This window comes from Streptomyces sp. NPDC058401 (assembly GCF_042722885.1).
Taxonomy (GTDB): Bacteria; Actinomycetota; Actinomycetes; order Streptomycetales; family Streptomycetaceae; genus Streptomyces.
In genome coordinates, this window is sequence record NZ_JBHXKA010000145.1 from 1 (window position 1) to 19,203 (window position 19,203).

Annotated in this window: 13 protein-coding genes; 6 read left to right on the top strand and 7 right to left on the bottom strand. The window is 69.6% G+C overall.

What is annotated here, in order from left to right:
* Nucleotides 1–144 precede the first annotated feature (144 nt).
* From ACFWNV_RS33855 to ACFWNV_RS33875, 5 genes are all read right to left on the bottom strand, one after another.
* Nucleotides 145–1,149: a PAC2 family protein gene (locus ACFWNV_RS33855; protein ID WP_383954494.1), complete on the bottom strand. Its 1,005-nt coding sequence runs from the start codon at nt 1,147–1,149 to the stop codon at nt 145–147.
* Between the two features lie 127 nt (nt 1,150–1,276).
* On the bottom strand, nt 1,277–2,884 hold the full coding sequence (locus ACFWNV_RS33860; RefSeq protein ID WP_383954496.1) for an FAD-dependent oxidoreductase: 1,608 nt from the start codon (nt 2,882–2,884) through the stop codon (nt 1,277–1,279).
* A 44-nt stretch (nt 2,885–2,928) separates the two neighbouring features.
* Nucleotides 2,929–4,455: a glycerol kinase GlpK gene (glpK, locus tag ACFWNV_RS33865; RefSeq protein ID WP_383954498.1), complete on the bottom strand. Its 1,527-nt coding sequence runs from the start codon at nt 4,453–4,455 to the stop codon at nt 2,929–2,931.
* Nucleotides 4,456–4,533: 78 nt separating this feature from the next.
* Nucleotides 4,534–5,316 (bottom strand): MIP/aquaporin family protein, encoded by a 783-nt coding sequence (locus tag ACFWNV_RS33870; RefSeq protein WP_383954500.1) that lies wholly within the window; start codon nt 5,314–5,316, stop codon nt 4,534–4,536.
* 329 nt (nt 5,317–5,645) lie between these two features.
* On the bottom strand, nt 5,646–6,413 hold the full coding sequence (locus ACFWNV_RS33875) for an IclR family transcriptional regulator (RefSeq protein WP_383954502.1): 768 nt from the start codon (nt 6,411–6,413) through the stop codon (nt 5,646–5,648).
* Between the two features lie 310 nt (nt 6,414–6,723).
* Here ACFWNV_RS33875 and metH point away from each other — a divergent pair, with 310 nt between their 5' ends.
* From metH to ACFWNV_RS33895, 4 genes are all read left to right on the top strand, one after another.
* Complete coding sequence (gene metH / locus ACFWNV_RS33880; RefSeq protein WP_383954504.1) at nt 6,724–10,233, top strand: methionine synthase; 3,510 nt, start codon at nt 6,724–6,726, stop codon at nt 10,231–10,233.
* A gap of 227 nt (nt 10,234–10,460) precedes the next feature.
* Nucleotides 10,461–11,162, top strand: coding sequence for an HAD family hydrolase (locus tag ACFWNV_RS33885; RefSeq protein WP_383954506.1), 702 nt, complete (start codon nt 10,461–10,463; stop codon nt 11,160–11,162).
* A gap of 480 nt (nt 11,163–11,642) precedes the next feature.
* On the top strand, nt 11,643–13,247 hold the full coding sequence (locus ACFWNV_RS33890) for an ABC transporter substrate-binding protein (RefSeq protein WP_383954508.1): 1,605 nt from the start codon (nt 11,643–11,645) through the stop codon (nt 13,245–13,247).
* A gap of 76 nt (nt 13,248–13,323) precedes the next feature.
* A complete protein-coding gene (locus tag ACFWNV_RS33895) occupies nt 13,324–14,904 on the top strand; it encodes an ABC transporter substrate-binding protein (RefSeq protein ID WP_383954510.1) in 1,581 nt (526 codons plus the stop codon).
* A gap of 95 nt (nt 14,905–14,999) precedes the next feature.
* On the opposite strand, the gene ACFWNV_RS33900 is transcribed toward ACFWNV_RS33895, so the two are convergent.
* Together ACFWNV_RS33900 and ACFWNV_RS33905 are read right to left on the bottom strand one after the other, a co-directional pair.
* Nucleotides 15,000–15,674 (bottom strand): response regulator transcription factor, encoded by a 675-nt coding sequence (locus ACFWNV_RS33900; protein WP_243334010.1) that lies wholly within the window; start codon nt 15,672–15,674, stop codon nt 15,000–15,002.
* 101 nt (nt 15,675–15,775) lie between these two features.
* Nucleotides 15,776–16,735, bottom strand: coding sequence for a RecB family exonuclease (locus ACFWNV_RS33905; RefSeq protein ID WP_383954512.1), 960 nt, complete (start codon nt 16,733–16,735; stop codon nt 15,776–15,778).
* A gap of 176 nt (nt 16,736–16,911) precedes the next feature.
* Here ACFWNV_RS33905 and ACFWNV_RS33910 point away from each other — a divergent pair, with 176 nt between their 5' ends.
* Entirely contained in the window at nt 16,912–18,111 is a 1,200-nt protein-coding gene (locus ACFWNV_RS33910) for a site-2 protease family protein (protein WP_383954514.1), read from the top strand.
* Nucleotides 18,112–18,129: 18 nt separating this feature from the next.
* On the top strand, nt 18,130–19,080 hold the full coding sequence (locus ACFWNV_RS33915) for a tRNA (adenine-N1)-methyltransferase (RefSeq protein WP_383954516.1): 951 nt from the start codon (nt 18,130–18,132) through the stop codon (nt 19,078–19,080).
* The last annotated feature ends 123 nt before the right edge of the window (nt 19,081–19,203 follow it).

Here is a 19,203-nt window from a genome sequence, read left to right on the forward strand (position 1 = left end):
CCACCCGTGGGGGGGGTGTGGGTGGCCCTCCCCCACCCCCCCCCCCGCGGGGGGGTGGGGGGGGGGGCCGCGGGGCCGCCCCCCGGGAAACGGCGAAAGGGCGGGGCGGGGAGAAAAACCCCCTGCCCCGCCCCCCTCACACGGCTACGCCTCCGGAGGCGTGTCTTCTTCCTCCGGCGCGGCCGCCGGGGGAGCCGGGGGCTCGTCCCCGGGACCGGACGGATGATCCGGCTTCCGCTTCGGCGTACGCGGCAGCCCACCGGAGGTGTCCCGCAGATACGACCCGTCCCCCGGCTCCGCGCCGGCGGAAGGATCCCGCCGCCGCAGGTACCGCTCGAACTCCCGGGCGATCGCATCCCCGGACGCCTCCGGCAGATCCGCGGTGTCCCGCGCCTCCTCCAGCGTCTGGACGTACTCCGCCACCTCGGAGTCCTCCGCGGCCAGTTGGTCCACGCCCAGCTGCCACGCCCGCGCGTCCTCGGGGAGTTCGCCCAGCGGGATCCGGATGTCGATCAGATCCTCCAGCCGGTTCAGCAGCGCGAGGGTCGCCTTCGGGTTCGGCGGCTGCGACACGTAGTGCGGCACCGCCGCCCACAGGGACACCGCCGGCACCCCGGCATGGGTGCAGGCCTCCTGGAGGATGCCCACGATCCCGGTCGGGCCCTCGTACTTGGTCTCCTCCAGGTCCATCGTCCGCGCCAGATCCGCGTCCGAGGTCACCCCGCTGACCGGCACCGGGCGGGTGTGCGGGGTGTCGCCCAGCAGCGCCCCCAGGATGACGACCATCTCCACGCCCAGCTCATGGGCGAAGCCCAGGATCTCGTTGCAGAACGAACGCCACCGCATGGACGGTTCGATGCCCCGCACCAGCACCAGGTCGCGCGGTTTGGTCCCGCCGATCCGGACCACCGACAGCCGGGTCGTCGGCCATGTGATCTTCCGTACCCCGTTGTCCAGCCACACCGTCGGCCGGTTGACCTGGAAGTCGTAGTAGTCCTCGGCATCCAGAGCCGCGAAGACCTCGCCCTTCCACTCCCGGTCCAGGTGTGCGACCGCACCGGAAGCCGCGTCACCCGCGTCGTTCCAGCCCTCGAACGCGGCCACCATGACCGGGTCGATCAGCTCGGGCACGCCCTCAAGCTCGATCACCCAGGTCTCCTTCCGAAGTTCCCTTGTGTACGTGGGTCAGCCTAAGCCTTGATGAGGCACCGGCCACAGCCCACGACAGAGGGGCGGTTCCCCCTGGAACCGCCCCTCTGCCCACTCACGTCACCGGCTATGCCTTGCGGGCCAGCATCTCCTCGACCCGGCCGCGCACTTCCGCGGTGTCCAGACCGCGGACCGTCACCGTCGTACGGCGGCGCAGCACGTCGTCCGCCGTCTCGGCCCACTCGTTGTCCCGGGCGTACGCGACCTGCGCCCAGATCTCCGGCCCGTCCGGGTGGATCCGCTCGGCCAGCGCCGGGTCCTCGTTGGCGAGCCGCGCGATGTCGAAGGCCAGCGAACCGTAGTGCGAGGCCAGGTGGCGCGCGGTCAGCGGGTCCATCCGGGAGCCCGGCTCGCGGTCCACGAGCAGCCGGTGGGCTACCGCGTTCGGGTTGGCGACACCGGGCAGCGCGATCCGTCGTACGAGGGACTTCACCGGCTCCATGTCCTCGGTCAGCGGGCTGCCCGGAAGCTTGGCCAGTTTGTCCATGACCACGCGGCCGATGTGCCGGTACGTGGTCCACTTGCCGCCGGCCACCGACAGCATGCCGCCCGCGCCCTCGGAGACGACCGTCTCGCGCTTGGCCTTCTCCACCCCGCCCGGGCCGCCGGGCAGCACGCGCAGGCCAGCGAAGGCGTACGTCATCAGCGAGCGGTCCAGGTCCGCGTCCTTCACCGAGAAGGCCGCCTCGTCCAGGATCTGCTGGATGTCGCCCTCGGTGGCGCGCACGTCCGCCGGGTCGCCCTCGTACACCTCGTCGGTGGTGCCCAGCAGCAGCTGGTCCTCCCACGGCAGGGCGAAGGTGATGCGGTACTTGTCGATCGGGGTGGCCATGGCGGCCTTCCACGGCGACTTGCGCTTCATCACGATGTGCGCGCCCTTGGACAGCCGGATGGACGGCATCGAGTGCTTGTCCTCCATGCGCCGCAGGTGGTCCACCCACGGGCCGGTGGCGTTCAGCACCACGCGGGCGTCCACACCGAATTCGGTGCCGTCCAGGCGGTCCTTGAGCTCGGCGCCCGAGACCCGGCCGCGCGTCATGCGCAGCCCGGTGACCTCGGCGTGGTTCAGGACGACCGCGCCCGACTCCACGGCCGCGCGGACCGTCATGACGGCCACCCGCGAGTCGTTCATCTGGTGGTCGTAGTAGACCGCGACGGCCTTCAGGTTGTCCGTCTTCAGCCCCGGGTTGTCGGCGGCGGCACGGGCCGGAGAAATGATCTTGCCCATGCCGTCGCCGAACGCCGACAGCGCCGAGTACGCGAACACGCCCGCGCCCAGCTTCGCCGCGCCCACCGGACCGCCCTTGTACACGGGGAGGTAGAAGGTGAGCGGGTTGACCAGGTGCGGGGCCACGTCCTTGGCCAGCACCCGGCGCTCGTGGTGGTTCTCGGCGACCAGCTTGACCGAACCGGTCTGCAGGTAGCGCAGGCCGCCGTGGACGAGCTTGGAGGAGGCCGAGGACGTGGCGCCGGCGAAGTCGCCGGCGTCCACCATGGCGACCCGCAGACCCGACTGCGCGGCATGCCAGGCCACCGAGGTGCCCAGGATCCCACCGCCGATGACCAGCAGGTCGTACGTGGCCTTCGCCAGCTGCTCACGGGTCTCGGCGCGGCTCGCGTTCGAACCGGCGGTCGGGTGCGTACCCAGGGTGGGGACGCTCTGCAGGGTGCTCATATCCGTTGACTCCTACTTGCTCGTCGAATTGCGCCGCTGTGCGGTCAGCTGGCGTCTTCGTCGTCGACCCAGCCCATGGACCGCTCCACGGCCTTGAGCCAGCTCTTGTACTCGCGCTCCCGCTGCTCGGCGGGCATCCGCGGGGTCCACTCCGCCGCGCGGCGCCAGTTGGCGCGCAGGGCGTCGGTGTCGGGCCAGAAGCCGACGGCCAGGCCGGCGGCGTAGGCGGCGCCGAGGCAGGTGGTCTCGGCGACCATCGGGCGCACCACGGGGGCGTCCACGAAGTCGGAGAGGGTCTGCATCAGCAGGTTGTTGGAGGTCATGCCGCCGTCGACCTTCAGGGCCGCGAGCTCGACGCCCGAGTCCTTGGTCATGGCGTCGGTGATCTCGCGGGTCTGCCAGGCGGTGGCCTCCAGGACGGCACGGGCGATGTGCGCCTTGGTGACGTACCGGGTGAGGCCGGCGATCACGCCGCGGGCGTCGGAGCGCCAGTACGGGGCGAACAGGCCGGAGAAGGCCGGTACGAAGTAGGCGCCGCCGTTGTCGTCCACCGAGGAGGCCAGGGTCTCGATCTCGGCCGCGGTCTTGATCATGCCCATCTGGTCGCGCATCCACTGGACGAGCGAGCCGGTGACGGCGATGGAGCCCTCCAGCGCGTAGACCGGCTTCTGGTCGCCGATCTGGTAGCCGACCGTGGTCAGCAGGCCGCTGTAGGAGTTGATGATCTTGTCGCCGGTGTTCATCAGCATGAACGTTCCGGTGCCGTACGTGGACTTCGCCTCGCCCTCGGCGAAACAGGTCTGGCCGAACAGCGCGGCCTGCTGGTCGCCGAGCGCCGAGGCGACCGGGACGCCCGCGAGGACGCCCTCCTTGACGTGGCCGTAGACCTCGGCGGAGGACCTGATCTCCGGGAGGACGTTGAGGGGCACCTCCATGGACTCGGCGATGCGCTCGTCCCAGGCCATGGTGTGCAGGTTGAAGAGCATGGTGCGCGAGGCGTTGGTGACGTCGGTGACGTGCACGCCGCCCTCGGCGCCGCCGGTCAGGTTCCAGATGACCCAGGAGTCCATGGTGCCGAAGAGGATGTCCCCGGCCTCGGCGCGCTCGCGCAGGCCCTCGACGTTGTCGAGCAGCCAGCGGATCTTGGGACCGGCGAAGTAGCTCGCCAGCGGAAGGCCGGTCTCGCGGCGGAAGCGGTCCTGGCCGACGTTGCGGCCGAGCTCCTTGCACAGGGCGTCGGTGCGGGTGTCCTGCCACACCAGCGCGTTGTGGACCGGCTCGCCGGTGTGGCGGTCCCACAGGAGGGTGGTCTCGCGCTGGTTGGTGATGCCCACGGCCTTGACTTCGGCCGGGTCGATGTCGCCCTTGGACAGGGCCCCGGCGACGACCTCCTGGACGTTGGTCCAGATCTCGGTGGCGTCGTGCTCGACCCAGCCCGGCTGGGGGAGGATCTGCGCGTGCTCCTTCTGGTCGACCGAGACGATGCGTCCGTCACGGTCGAAGACGATGCAGCGGGAAGAGGTGGTGCCCTGGTCGATCGCGGCGATGAAGGGGCCGGTGCTGCTGGTCATGGTGGCTGCTCCTGGCAGGTGTCGAAGTAGGCGGAATCAGAATGGCGGTGCGGATGGTGCCGTGGTGCCGATTGCTGATCAGGCGAACGCGATGTTGTACAGACCGCCGGCGAGCGCGGCGCCCGCGAGGGGGCCGAGGACCGGGATCCAGGAGTAGCTCCAGTCCGAGCCGCCCTTGTTGGGCAGCGGCAGCAGGGAGTGGACGATGCGCGGGCCGAGGTCGCGCACCGGGTTGATGGCGTAGCCGGTCGGGCCGCCGAGCGAGAGGCCGATGCCGACGACCACCAGCGAGGTGATCAGGACGCCGATGACGCCGAGGCCCTTGCCGTCGTCCTGCAGGCCCTGGGTCAGGATGGCCAGGACCAGGACGGCGGTGCCGATGATCTCGGTCGTCAGGTTCTGGACGACGTTGCGGATCTCGGGGCCCGTGGCGAAGATCCCGAGCACCGGGCCGGCCACGTCATGGGGGTGCGGGTCCTCGGGACCGAGCTTGGCGTCACGGATGTGCTCCGGGTCGGCCAGGTGCGCCCGGAACTGGCCGTAGTAGGCGAGCCACATCAAAACCGCGCCGATCATGGCGCCGAGCAGCTGGCCGGCGAAGTAGACCGGCACGTCGCCCCAGGCGCCGTCCTTGATCGCGATGCCGACGGTGACGGCCGGGTTCAGGTGCGCACCGGAGAGCGGCGCGGAGACGTAGGCGGCGATCAGGACGGCGAAACCCCAGCCGAAGGTGATCGCGAGCCAGCCGGCGCCCCGGGCCTTGGAGCTCTTGAGCGTCAGTGCGGCGCACACGCCGCCACCGAGCAGGGTGAGCAGGGCGGTACCGATGGTCTCGCCGATGAAGATGTCGGAGCTGGACACCCGCGACTCCTTTGTCGTTCAGGGGTGGTGGCCGCCGGGTCCCTCCGGCGGTCCACGCACTCGGTGAGTGCTGCACCGGTCCTTGGCCTTGCCACACCCTAACGCGTATTGCCGGTAGGTGTTCGGCAATGCCGACCGATGAACGGCAGTTTTCCGCCCAGGTGAAGCGGGCGTCAAGGGTTGACCAGGCCAATGAGCCGGATTGTTACCGGTCGGTGTGATCGAACGAATCGCGCCAATAAGTGATCATCAAACGCCAAAAACCACCCAAATGCCACTTAGGTGTGGCTCTTGGGTGGTCAGGTGGAGCGGCGGGCGTCAGGCCGGGATCAGAACCGGCCCGCCCCGAGATCGCGGGAAACCGCCCGCGCGCAGTCCCGTACGGAGGCCACCAGGGACGCCCGCGGCTCCCCGGACTCCCCGCACACGCGTTCCACGGCGCCCGCCACGGCCACCGCGCCGACCGGCATCCTGCGCCGATCGTGGATGGGGGCCGCCACCGAGGCGATCCCGTCCCAGGTCTCCTCGACGTCGCCCGCCCAGCCCCGGGCCCGGATCAGCTCCAGCACCTCCTCGAAGGCGGCTCCGTCGGTGACCGTACGGGGGGTGAACGCCTCCCGCTCCACCTCCGTGACCTGCGTGTGCGCCACCGGGTCGTACGCGGACAGCACCTTGCCCAGGGCCGTGGAGTGCAGCGGCTGCATGGCGCCCACCTCCAGCACCTGACGGCTGTCGTCCGGCCGGAACACGTGGTGCATGATCAGCACCCCGCTCTTGTGCAGCACCCCCACGTACACGCTCTCCCCGCTCGCGCGGGCCAGATCGTCCGTCCACACCAGGGCGCGCGCCCGCAGCTCGTGGACGTCCAGATAGCTGTTGCCCAGGCGCAGCAGCTCCGCGCCGAGCTGGTAGCGGCCCGAGGCCGGGTCCTGCTCGACGAAGCCCTCGGCCTGCAGCGTGCGCAGGATCCCGTGGGCCGTGCCCTTGGCCAGGCCCAGGGAAGAGGCCACGTCCGAGAGGCCCAGCCGGCGCTCGCCGCCCGCCAGGAGCCGCAGCATCGCAGCGGCTCGTTCGAGCGACTGGATGTTCCGTGCCATCGCGCAGCCTCCTGCTGACGTAGTTCGACAATGCTGAACACTATCGGTCGATGCCGACTTCTTGCATGACGAGGGCGAGTGCCCGAGGGCCGAGTCGCCCAGCGCGTCGCCCAGCGCCCCGTCCAGCGCCCCGTCCAGCGCCTCGTCCATGGGGCCCGGCCGAAAGCCGCCGCCCCCCGGGCACAGAATGCAGTCCGCCACGTGGGACACCCTCACCGGGGTTCGTTGTGCACCGTTACCCTGGCCGCGTGCACCCTTGACACAGAGGGGGTGCAAAGCCGACAGCCGTCGCATCCCAGGGAGCTCAACCATGGCCTCGTTGCCGAACCCGCCCGCAGACACCCAGACCCGGGCCGATGCCCTCCGCCAGGCACTGGCGACCCGCGTGGTCGTCGCCGACGGAGCCATGGGAACCATGCTCCAGGCCCAGGACCCCACCCTGGAAGACTTCGAACAGCTCGAAGGCTGCAACGAGGTCCTCAGCGTCACCCGCCCCGACATCGTGGCCAACGTGCACCGCGAGTACTTCGAGGCCGGCGTCGACTGCGTCGAGACCAACACCTTCGGCACGAACTACGCGGCCCTCGCCGAGTACGACATCGCCCACCGCAATCACGAGCTGTCGCTGGCCGGCGCCCGGATCGCCCGCGAGGTCGCCGACGAGTTCACCGCCTCCACCGGACAGCAGCGCTGGGTCCTCGGCTCGATGGGCCCCGGCACCAAGCTGCCCACCCTGGGCCACATCGACTACGGCACCATCCGCGACGCCTACCAGATCAACGCCGAAGGCCTGATCGCAGGCGGCGCCGACGCGCTCCTCGTGGAAACCACCCAGGACCTGCTGCAGACCAAGTCCTCCATCGTCGGCGCCCGCCGCGCCATGGAGGCCCTCGGCGTCTCCGTCCCGCTGATCTGCTCCGTGACCGTGGAAACCACCGGCACGATGCTCCTCGGCTCGGAGATCGGCGCCGCGCTCACCGCGCTGGAGCCCCTGGGCATCGACATGATCGGCCTGAACTGCGCCACCGGCCCCGCCGAGATGAGCGAGCACCTGCGCTACCTCGCGCGCAACTCCCGCATCCCGCTCTCCTGCATGCCCAACGCGGGCCTGCCGGTCCTCGGCAAGAACGGCGCCCACTACCCGCTGTCCGCGAGCGAGCTCGCCGACGCCCAGGAAACCTTCGTCCGCGAGTACGGCCTCTCCCTGGTCGGCGGCTGCTGCGGCACCACCCCCGAGCACCTGCGCCAGGTCGTGGAGCGCGTCCGCGGCCTGAACCCGGCCGTCCGCGACCCGCGCCCCGAGCCCGGCGCCTCCTCGCTCTACCAGACCGTCCCCTTCCGCCAGGACATCTCGTACATGGCGATCGGCGAGCGCACGAACGCGAACGGCTCCAAGAAGTTCCGCGACGCCATGCTCGAAGCCCGCTGGGACGACTGCGTGGAGATGGTCCGCGACCAGATCCGCGAAGGCGCGCACATGCTCGACCTGTGCGTGGACTACGTCGGCCGCGACGGCGTCGCCGACATGCAGGAGCTCGCCGGACGCTTCGCGACCGCCTCCACCCTGCCCATCGTCCTGGACTCCACCGAGGTCCCCGTCCTGCGGGCCGGCCTGGAGAAGCTCGGCGGCCGCGCCGTCATCAACTCCGTGAACTACGAGGACGGCGACGGCCCCGAGTCCCGCTTCGCCAAGGTCACCCAGCTGGCCCAGGAGCACGGCGCCGCACTGATCGCCCTGACCATCGACGAGGAGGGCCAGGCCCGCAGCGTCGAACACAAGGTCGCCATCGCCGAGCGCCTCATCGAGGACCTCACCGGCAACTGGGGCATCCTCGAGTCGGACATCCTCATCGACACCCTGACCTTCACCATCTGCACCGGCCAGGAGGAGTCCCGCAAGGACGGCATCGCCACGATCGAGTCGATCCGCGAACTCAAGCGCCGCCACCCCGACGTCCAGACCACCCTCGGCCTCTCCAACATCTCCTTCGGCCTCAACCCGGCCGCCCGCGTCCTGCTGAACTCCGTCTTCCTCGACGAGTGCGTCAAGGCAGGCCTGGACTCCGCGATCGTCCACGCCTCCAAGATCCTGCCCATCGCCCGGTTCGACGAGGAACAGGTCACCACCGCCCTCGACCTGATCTACGACCGGCGCGCGGAGGGCTACGACCCCCTCCAGAAGCTGATGGCCCTCTTCGAAGGCGTCAACACCAAGTCGATGAAGGCCGGCCGCGCCGAGGAACTCCTCGCCCTGCCGCTCGACGAGCGCCTGCAGCGCCGCATCATCGACGGCGAGAAGAACGGCCTGGGCGCCGACCTCGACGAGGCCCTCCAGACCCGCCCCGCCCTCGACATCGTCAACGACACCCTCCTGGAGGGCATGAAGGTCGTCGGCGAGCTGTTCGGCTCCGGCCAGATGCAGCTGCCGTTCGTCCTCCAGTCCGCCGAGGTCATGAAGACCGCGGTGGCCCACCTGGAACCGCACATGGAGAAGAGCGACGACGAGGGCAAGGGCACCATCGTCCTGGCCACCGTCCGCGGCGACGTCCACGACATCGGCAAGAACCTCGTCGACATCATCCTGACCAACAACGGCTACAACGTCGTCAACATCGGCATCAAGCAGCCGGTCTCCGCGATCCTCGAAGCCGCCCAGGAACACCGGGCCGACGTCATCGGCATGTCCGGCCTCCTGGTCAAGTCCACGGTGATCATGAAGGAGAACCTGGAGGAGCTCAACCAGCGCAAGCTGGCGGCCGACTACCCGGTCATCCTCGGCGGCGCCGCCCTCACCCGCGCCTACGTCGAACAGGACCTCCACGAGATCTACGAGGGCGAGGTCCGCTACGCCCGCGACGCCTTCGAAGGCCTGCGCCTCATGGACGCCCTCATCGCCGTCAAGCGCGGAGTCCCCGGCGCCAGCCTCCCCGAACTCAAGCAGCGCCGCGTCGCCAAGCGCGACACGCCCGCGCTCGCCGAGGAGACCGAAGAGCCCGGCGGCCGCTCCGACACCTCCACCGACAACCCCGTCCCCACCCCGCCGTTCTGGGGCACCCGCGTCGTCAAGGGCATCCCGCTCAAGGACTACGCCTCCTGGCTCGACGAAGGCGCCCTCTTCAAGGGCCAGTGGGGCCTCAAGCAGGCCCGCGCCGGCGGCGCCACCTACGAGGAGCTCGTCGAGAGCGAGGGACGCCCGCGCCTGCGCGGCCTCCTCGACAAACTGCACACCGAGAACCTCCTCGAAGCCGCCGTCGTCTACGGCTACTTCCCCTGCGTCTCCAAGGGCGAGGACCTGATCATCCTCGACGAAGCCGGCAACGAGCGGACCCGCTTCACCTTCCCGCGCCAGCGCCGCGGCCGCCGCCTGTGCCTCGCCGACTTCTTCCGCCCCGAGGAATCCGGCGAGACCGACGTCGTCGGCCTCCAGGTCGTCACCGTCGGCTCCAAGATCGGCGAGGCCACCGCCAAGCTGTTCGAGTCCGACTCCTACCGCGACTACCTGGAGCTCCACGGCCTCTCCGTCCAGCTCGCCGAAGCCATGGCCGAGTACTGGCACGCCCGCGTCCGCGCCGAGCTCGGCTTCGGCGGCGAGGACCCCAGCAAGGTCGAGGACATGTTCGACCTGAAGTACCGCGGCGCCCGCTTCTCCCTGGGCTACGGCGCCTGCCCCGACCTGGAGGACCGCGCCAAGATCGCCGACCTCCTCCAGCCCGAGCGCATCGGCGTCCACCTCTCCGAGGAGTTCCAGCTCCACCCCGAGCAGTCCACCGACGCCATCGTCATCCACCACCCCCAAGCCAAGTACTTCAACGCACGCTGAGGCACCCTCGGCACGCCGAGGCACACCCCGACGTACGCAGCGACGCAATACAGCGCACGCAGCGACGCAATACAGCGCACGCAGCGACGTAATACAGCGCACACCGAGACGGACCGGCGTACACTAGTCGGTCCCATACAGGCCGGTCACCTGTTCCCCCGGGCACGCCCCCGGAGGCGAGGTGACCGGCCTTCTCGTCCCCAACGGACCCCCGGAAAGGTGCGCGCATGACGAGCACAGTCCCCGCCCCCGTCGCCCGTACGGCCGACGGACACGCCCTGCAGGCGGTGCTGCTCGACATGGACGGCACCCTCGTCGACACCGAGGGATTCTGGTGGGAGATCGAAGTCGGCGTCTTCGGCGAACTCGGCCACCGCCTCGACGAATCCTGGCGGGACATCGTCGTCGGCGGCCCCATGACCCGCAGCGGCGGCTTCCTCATCGAAGCCACCGGCGCCGACATCGGCCTCGCCGAACTCAGCGTCCTGCTCAACGAGCGCTTCGAAGCCCGCATCGCCGACCGCGTACCCCTCATGCCCGGCGCCGAACGCCTCCTGAGCGAACTCGCCCGCCACAACGTCCCCACCGCCCTGGTCTCCGCCTCCCACCGCCGCGTCATCGACCAGGTCCTCCTCACCCTCGGCCGCGACCGCTTCACCATGACCGTCGCCGGCGACGAGGTCCCGCGCACCAAGCCCCACCCCGACCCCTACCTCCTCGCCGCCCAGGCCCTCGGCGCCCACCCCTCCCGCTGCGCCGTCATCGAGGACACCGCCACCGGCGTCGCCGCCGCCGAAGCCGCCGGATGCAGAGTCGTCGCCATCCCCTCCGTCGGCCTGATCGCACCCGCCCCCGGCCGCACGATCGTCCGCTCCCTCGAAGACGTCGACCTGCCCTTCCTGCGCTCCCTCATCACTCCGCTCAACTGACCGCGCACACTCCGTACCGGGAGATCCGCCCCCAGGACCAAGGTCCCGCGGGCGGATCTCCCGCGCACTTCCCCGGAGGCCGAAATTCCATCCCTACCGGGGGAGTTGTCCCAGGTGACCTTTGTCACCCGCAAAGACCCCTTCGCACCACTGCGCGCCCTCCCGCCCCACCCCTTGTGTCCCCATTGATCAGCACCTGACCGAATCTGCGCACCACCCCGCGCGCACCCCCGGTCAACTCCCGCAACACAGCGACAGCACCCCCGATCCACGCGGTTCAAGCCACCCCTCCGCAGGCCACTAATGTCGATCCGGGCACTGCGCCGCACCTCAGCCGTCCCGGACACACACCCCTGTTCCGGAACCGCGTGGACCGATCGTCACACCACCGGCCCGATCGTTCCGCCCAGAACGGGCGACCGTCGCGATGCCCTCCACGCCAGCTTTGAACAAGTGCCGGGTCGAGGGAGTACTTCCAGCATGAACCGCAAGACCATGGCGCTGACGGCAGCCGCCGGACTGCTCACCCCCGCGCTCACCGCCTGCGGAAGCACCGGCGGCGCAGGAGCAGGATCCGGAACGATCGTCGTCGGCACCACCGACCGGTTCGAGGCAGCCGACTACGCCCCCGCCCCCCTCGACCCCGCCTACGCCTACGACGCCGGCACCTGGAACATCCTCCGCCAGACCGTCCAGACGCTGATGCACACCCCGCGCGGCGGCGGCCAGCCCGTCCCCGAAGCAGCACACGACTGCCGCTTCACCGACACCGGCAACGAGAGCTACCGCTGCGTCCTGCGCCCCGGCCTCACCTTCGCCGACGGCAGCCCCCTGACCGCCCAGGACGTCAAGTTCTCCATCGAGCGGGTCCGCGCCATCAAGGACGAGAACGGCCCCTCCTCGCTGCTCTCCACCATCGACACCGTCGAAACCAAGGGCGCCGACACCGTCGTCTTCCACCTGAAGACCGCCGACGCCACCTTCCCGTACAAACTCTCCACCCCCGCCGCCGGCATCGTCAGCGCCAAGAAGTACGACGCCAAGAAGCTCCGCGAAGGCTTCACCGTCGACGGCTCCGGCCCCTACACGATGAAGGCCGAAGTCAAGGGCAACCGCCTCGTCCGCGCCGTCTTCAGCAAGAACCCGCACTACAAGGGCGACCTGAAGCTCCAGAACGACAAGGCCGAACTCCGCGCCTTCGACGACTCCGACACCATGGGCAAGGCCCTGGAACGCGGCACCATCCACATGGTCTCCCGCACCCTGTCGCCCGCCCAGATCACCGAACTCTCCAACAAGCCCCCCAAGGGCATCAAGCTCGTCCCCATGCCCGGCCTGGAGATCCGCTACCTCGGCTTCAACACCGACGCCCCCGGAGTCAAGGACAAGGCCGTACGCCAGGCCCTCGCCGCAGCCGTCGACCGCAACGCCCTCATCACCAAGGTCTACGGCAAGTCCGCGCAGCCCCTGTACTCACTGGTCCCCACCACCGTGACCGGCCACGTCAACTCCTTCTTCAACAAGTACGGCGAAGCCAACACCGCCAAAGCCGCCGACCTGCTGAAGGCCGCCGGGATCAAAACCCCGGTCAAGCTCACCCTCAACTACACCAACGACCACTACGGCGACGGCACCGCGGCCGAGTTCGAAGCCCTCAAGACCCAGCTGAACTCCACCCAGCTCTTCGACATCACCGTCCAGGGCGCCGACTGGGCCGCCTTCAGGCCCGCCCAGAAGAAGGGCGACTACGCCGCCTACGGGCTCGGCTGGTTCCCCGACTACGCCGACGCCGACAACTTCCTCGCACCCTTCCTGGAGCAGGACAACTTCCTCGGCACCCCGTACGCCAACACCACGGTGCGCACCAAGCTCATCCCCGAATCGCGCCGCGCCGTCGACCGCGGCGTCGCCGGACCCGCGATCGCGGAGATGCAGGACATCGTCGCCGAGGACGTACCCGTCCTGCCCCTGTGGCAGGGCAAGCAGTACGTCGCCGCACGCGACGGGATCACCGGAGTGGAGTGGTCGGTCAACGCCATCTCCGACCTCCAGCTGTGGGAACTCGGCCGCGGCGTCAGCGGCTGACACCCCCCGCCAGGCCCCGGTGCCACCTCCCCGCACCAGAACCAGACGAGCCAGTAAGACTGAGAAGGATGTTCGCGTGAAGACACGGAACCAGTGGTTGGCAGCCCCCCTCGGAGCGGCCACCGCCGCCGCGCTGCTGAGCGGTTGCGGTGCGACCGACGGCTCCAGCGCCGGCAGCGGCAAGGGCGTCGTCATGGGCATATCCGACAAGGTGAAGGCCACCGACCCCGCCTCGGGCTACGACCCCGGCTCCTGGCTGCTCTTCAACAACGTCTTCCAGTCCCTGCTCAGCTTCCCCAAGGGCGGCACCAACCCCGAACCCGACGCCGCACAGTCCTGCGGCTTCGAGGGCGGCGAGAGCAAGACCTACGTGTGCACCCTGCGCGGCGGCCTGAAGTTCAGCAACGGCAACAGCCTCACCGCCAAGGACGTCAAGTACTCCTTCGAGCGCACCCTCAAGATCAACGACGAGAACGGCCCCGCCGTCATGCTCGCCTCGATCGCCAGCATCGACACCCCCGACGACAAGACCGTCGTCTTCCACCTCAAGGCCCCCGACGCGACCTTCCCCAGCAAGATCGCATCCGGCGCCGGCTCCATCGTCGACCACACCCAGTACCCCGCGGACAAACTCCGCACCGACGGCAAGGCCTTCGGCTCCGGCGTCTACACACTGGACTCCATCAACGACAAGAGCGCCGCCTTCTCCGTCAACGACAGCTACAGCGGCAAGGCCAAGCCGAAGAACAGCGGCGTCACCATGAAGTTCTTCAACGAGGACCAGGCCGCCCTCAAGAAGGTCCTCGAAAGCGGAGACGTCGACTTCGCCTTCCGCGGCCTCGCCGCCAAGGACATCGCCGGCCTCGCCACCCAGACCGGCGACCAGAAGGTCGAGGTCGTCCAGGGCGCCGGAGCCGAAGTCGAACACCTCGTCTTCAACACGGCCGACCCCGTCGCCGGAAAGCTCCCCGTCCGCAAGGCCATCGCCTACCTCGTCGACCGCGAAGCCCTCGTTCGCGAGGTCTACGACAGCACCGCCACCCCGCTCTACTCCATCGTCCCGGCCGGCATCGCCTCCCACACCACCGCCTTCTTCGACCGCTACGGCGGCACCCCCCAGCCCGAGAAGGCCAAGGCCGCCCTCCGCGCAGCCGGCATCAAGGACAAGGTGAAGATCACCCTGTACTCGACGCCCTCCCGCTACGGCCCCTCCACCGACCAGGAATTCCAGCTCATCGCCAAGCAGCTCAACGACAGCGGCCTCTTCGAAGCCGACGTCAAATCCGTCGAGTTCGAGCAGTACGAGAAGGACATCCAGGAAGGCAAGTACGGCGTCTACGTCAAGGGCTGGGTCCCCGACTACCCCGACGCCGACAACTTCACGCAGCCCTTCTTCGGCCCCGACAACGTCCTGCACAACAACTACGACAACAAGGAGATCACCGGGACGATCATCCCGTCGACCTCCGCCAAGTCCGACCGCTCCACCGCCAGCGGCGACTACGCCCGCCTCCAGGACATCGTCGCCGACGAGATCCCCCTGCTCCCGCTCTGGCAGAGCAAGCAGTACGCCGTCACCCGCCAGAACGTGACCGGCCTGCAGTGGTCCCTCGACGCCTCCACCGTCTTCCGCTTCTGGGAGATCAGCAAGGGCTGAACCACCCCGCCACGGCAACGGCGACGGGCCCGCCTCCGCACCCAGCGGAAGCGGGCCCGTACCCGTAGCCGGCACCACACCGACGCCCCGGGAACCTACTGACCGGCCCCCGGACGCACCAGACCGCTCTCATACGCGTACACCGCCGCCTGCACCCGGTCACGCAGACCCAGCTTCGTCAGCACATGACCCACATGCGTCTTCACCGTCGTCTCACTCACGAACAGATCCGCCGCGATCTCCGCATTCGACAGACCCCGGGCCACCAGCTTCAACACCTCGACCTCGCGCTCCGTCAGCGAAGCGATCATGTCCGGAACACTGTCCTCACCCGACGGCAGATGCCCCGCGTACTTGTCCAGCAACCGCCGCGTGATGCTCGGCGCCAGCATCGCCTCGCCACCCGCCACCACCCGGATCGCCTGCACCAGCTCCGCCGCCGGCGCATCCTTCAGCAAGAACCCACTGGCCCCCGCCCTGAGCGCCTCCACCACGTACTCGTCCAGATCGAACGTCGTCAGCACCAGCACCTTCGCCGGACCGTCCCGCCCCGGACCCGTGATCTGCCGCGTCGCCTCCACCCCGTCCATCCGCGGCATCCGGATGTCCATCAGCACCACGTCGGGCTGCAACGCCCGCACCTGGTCCAACGCCTGCAGACCGTCCCCGGCCTCACCGACCACCGCCACATCCTGCTCGGCCTCCAGGATCATCCGGAAACCGGTACGCAGCAGCGGCTGATCGTCGACCAGCAGTACGCGGATCGCCACGGGGTCCACCTCGTCTTCATCGGGCTCAGCGGGTTCGGCAGTTCACCGGGCCCATACGGACAGCAACGGGGAACCCCGCCCATTCTGCCCTGCCGCCAAGATCAGGATTCGCCCCGCCCGGCCGACGGCAGCGCCAGCGGATAGACCGGGGGAGTACCACCGAACTCCGGACACACCGCCTGATGATCACACCAGCCGCACAGCTTCGACTGCCGCGGCCGCCAGTCACCCGTCTCCGTCGCCTCCCGGATCGCGTCCCACAGCGCCAGCAGCTTGCGCTCCATCCGCTCCAGATCCTCGATCACCGGGTCGTACGTCACCACGTCCCCACTGCCCAGGTACACCAGCTGCAGCCGCCGCGGCACCACCCGCTTCAGCCGCCACACCACCAGCGCGTAGAACTTCATCTGGAACAGCGCACCCTCGGCGTACTCCGGCCGCGGCGCCTTCCCCGTCTTGTAATCGACGATCCGCACCTCACCCGTCGGCGCCACGTCCACCCGGTCGATGATCCCGCGCAGCCGCAGCCCCGACTCCAGCTCCGTCTCCACGAAGAACTCCCGCTCCACCGGCTCCAGCCGCGTCGGGTCCTCCAACGTGAACCACCGGTCCACCAGCGCCTCGGCCTCCGTCAGCCAGCGCGACAGCCCCGCCCCCTCATCACCCTCCGGGAACAGCTCCAGCAACTCCGGCTTCGACTCCACCAGCCGGTCCCACTGCCCCGGAATCAACGCCTTCGCCCGCGGAGCCGTCCGCTCCGGCGCCGGATGATCGAAGAGCCGCTCCAGCACCGCGTGCACCAACGTCCCCCGCGTCGCCGCCGCACTCGGCTTCTCCGGCAGCTTGTCGATCACCCGGAACCGGTACAGCAGCGGACACCGCATGAAATCACTCGCCCGCGAAGGCGACAGCGAAGAAGGCGCCACCGCCACCGCCCGCACCTGTGCGGGCACGGGCACGGGCACCGAACCGGGCACCGAAGCGGGCACCGAAGCGGGCACCGAAGCGGGCACGGAACTGGTCACTGCATCGTCCGGACCGCTGCCGGGGCTCGTCGTCATGGACAAAACCCTACGACCCGCCACCGACAGCACGCGCATACCATCGACGCCGACCCCCCTCGCACTGCATGATCGGAGCATCACACCGCGCAACAGTGCACCCCGGCACCACGGGAAAAAGACACCGGAAACACCGGCGCACCACCGCACCGGACAGCAGCGAACGAAGGACAACCGTGGCAGACACCGACGAAACCGGCGAGCGCGCGGGCCGCCGCTCAGGACCGGGCGGCGGACTCCTCATGGGCCGCCCCTTCGGCGTACCCGTCTACGTCTCGCCCAGCTGGTTCCTCGTCGCCGCCCTCATCACCTGGGTCTTCGGCGACCAGCTCGACCGGATCCTCCCCGACCTCGGCACCCTGCGCTACCTCGTGGCCCTCTTCTTCGCCGTCGCCTTCTACGCCTCGGTCCTCGTCCACGAACTCGCCCACACCATCGCCGCCCTCCGCTTCAAACTCCCCGTACGCCGCATCCAGCTCCAGTTCTTCGGCGGCGTCTCCGAAATCGAGAAGGAATCCGAAACCCCCGGCCGCGAATTCGTCCTCGCCTTCGTCGGCCCCCTCCTCTCCCTCCTCCTCGCCGGCGCCTTCTACCTCGGCATGAAAACCGTCGAACCCGCCAGCGTCCCCGGCGTCCTCCTCGCCGGCCTCATGATCTCCAACCTCCTCGTCGCCGCCTTCAACCTCCTCCCCGGCCTCCCCCTCGACGGCGGCCGCATGCTCCGCGCCGTCATCTGGGGCATCACCGGCAAACCCATGACCGGCACCATCGCCGCCGCCTGGGCCGGCCGCGCCCTCGCCGTCGCCGTCCTCCTCGGCCTGCCCCTCCTGAACTCCACCGGGACCCTCGGCAACCCCACCGACGACATCGGCGGCATGGACACCGTCATGGACGCCCTCCTCGCCGCGATCCTCGCCGGCATCATCTGGACCGGAGCCGGCAACAGCCTCCGCGTCGCCCGCCTGCGCGAACACCTCCCGGAACTCCACGCCCGCAAACTCACCCGCCGCGCCATCCCCGTCGAGAACGCCACCCCCCTCTCCGAAGCCCTCCGCCGCGCCAACGAAGCCGGCGCCCGCGCCCTCGTCATCGTCGACGGACTCGGAGACCCCACCGGCATCGTCCGCGAGAGCGCCATCGCCTCCGTCCCCGAACACCGCCGCCCCTGGGTCGCCGCAGGCACCCTCGCCCAGGACCTCACCGACGGCATGAAGGTTTCAGCGGACCTCACCGGCGAAGAACTCCTCGACCACCTCCGCACCACCCCCGCCACCGAATACCTCGTCCTCCAGAACGACGGCGCCATCTACGGCGTCCTGTCCACCCTCGACGTGGAAAAGGCCTTCGTGAAGGCCATGGCGCGGCCCCAGTCCTGAAGCCAATACACTGGTCACATGTCCGAACCGACCGGTGCCGCCCGCCGACGCGGGCCCTTCGAGGTCGGGGACCAGGTACAGCTCACCGACCCCAAGGGCCGCCACTACACGTTCACGCTCGAAGCCGGGAAGAATTTCCACACCCACAAGGGTTCCTTCCCGCACGACGAGCTGATCGGCTCCCCCGAGGGAAGCGTTGTCCGCACCACGGGCAACGTCGCCTACCTCGCGCTGCGTCCCCTGCTCCCCGACTATGTCCTGTCCATGCCCCGCGGTGCCGCCGTGGTCTACCCCAAGGACGCAGGCCAGATCCTGGCCTTCGCCGACATCTTCCCCGGCGCCCGCGTCGTCGAGGCAGGCGTCGGCTCCGGCTCCCTGAGCAGCTTCCTGCTGCGCGCCATCGGCGACCAGGGCATGCTCCACAGCTACGAGCGCCGCCCCGACTTCGCCGAGATCGCCACGGCCAACGTCGAGCGCTACTTCGGCGGCCCGCACCCCGCGTGGCAGCTGACCGTGGGCGACCTCCAGGACAACCTGTCCGACACGGACGTCGACCGCGTGATCCTCGACATGCTCGCCCCCTGGGAGTGCCTGGAGGCCGTCTCCAAGGCGCTGGTCCCCGGCGGCATCCTCTGCTGCTACGTGGCCACCACCACCCAGCTCTCCCGGACCGTCGAATCCATCCGCGAGTTCGGCTGCTACGCCGAACCGCAGCCCTGGGAATCGATGATCCGCAACTGGCACGTCGAGGGCCTGGCCGTCCGCCCGGACCACCGCATGATCGGCCACACCGGCTTCCTCGTCACCGCCCGCCGGCTCGCGGACGGCGTCGAGCCGCCCATGCGCCGCCGCCGCCCCTCCAAGGGCGCCTACGGCGAGGACTACGACGGCCCCGGCAGCCAGTCCGCGGCCAAGACTGCGGAGACGGCCGCCACGGCCGCGGCCGAGACCAGCGGCGACGCGGTCTGAGCCGCTAGCCGCCGAAGGCCCCAGCGGCCCGAGGACCGCCCGGCCACCCGGCAGGGCGACCCGCACCGACAACACGACGACGCCGTGCCGCAGTTCCCCCGGATCATCCGGGAACTGCGGCAC

What these genes read in the sequence shown, in the direction of transcription:
- glpK (WP_383954498.1), bottom strand. Translation starts at nt 4,455, where the DNA reads ATGACCAGCAGCACCGGCCCCTTCATCGCCGCGATCGACCAGGGCACC.
- ACFWNV_RS33885 (WP_383954506.1), top strand. Translation starts at nt 10,461, where the DNA reads ATGACGAGCACAGTCCCCGCCCCCGTCGCCCGTACGGCCGACGGACAC.
- ACFWNV_RS33905 (WP_383954512.1), bottom strand. Translation starts at nt 16,735, where the DNA reads ATGACGACGAGCCCCGGCAGCGGTCCGGACGATGCAGTGACCAGTTCC.
- ACFWNV_RS33890 (WP_383954508.1), top strand. Translation starts at nt 11,643, where the DNA reads ATGAACCGCAAGACCATGGCGCTGACGGCAGCCGCCGGACTGCTCACC.
- metH (WP_383954504.1), top strand. Translation starts at nt 6,724, where the DNA reads ATGGCCTCGTTGCCGAACCCGCCCGCAGACACCCAGACCCGGGCCGAT.
- ACFWNV_RS33860 (WP_383954496.1), bottom strand. Translation starts at nt 2,884, where the DNA reads ATGAGCACCCTGCAGAGCGTCCCCACCCTGGGTACGCACCCGACCGCC.
- ACFWNV_RS33875 (WP_383954502.1), bottom strand. Translation starts at nt 6,413, where the DNA reads ATGGCACGGAACATCCAGTCGCTCGAACGAGCCGCTGCGATGCTGCGG.
- ACFWNV_RS33915 (WP_383954516.1), top strand. Translation starts at nt 18,130, where the DNA reads ATGTCCGAACCGACCGGTGCCGCCCGCCGACGCGGGCCCTTCGAGGTC.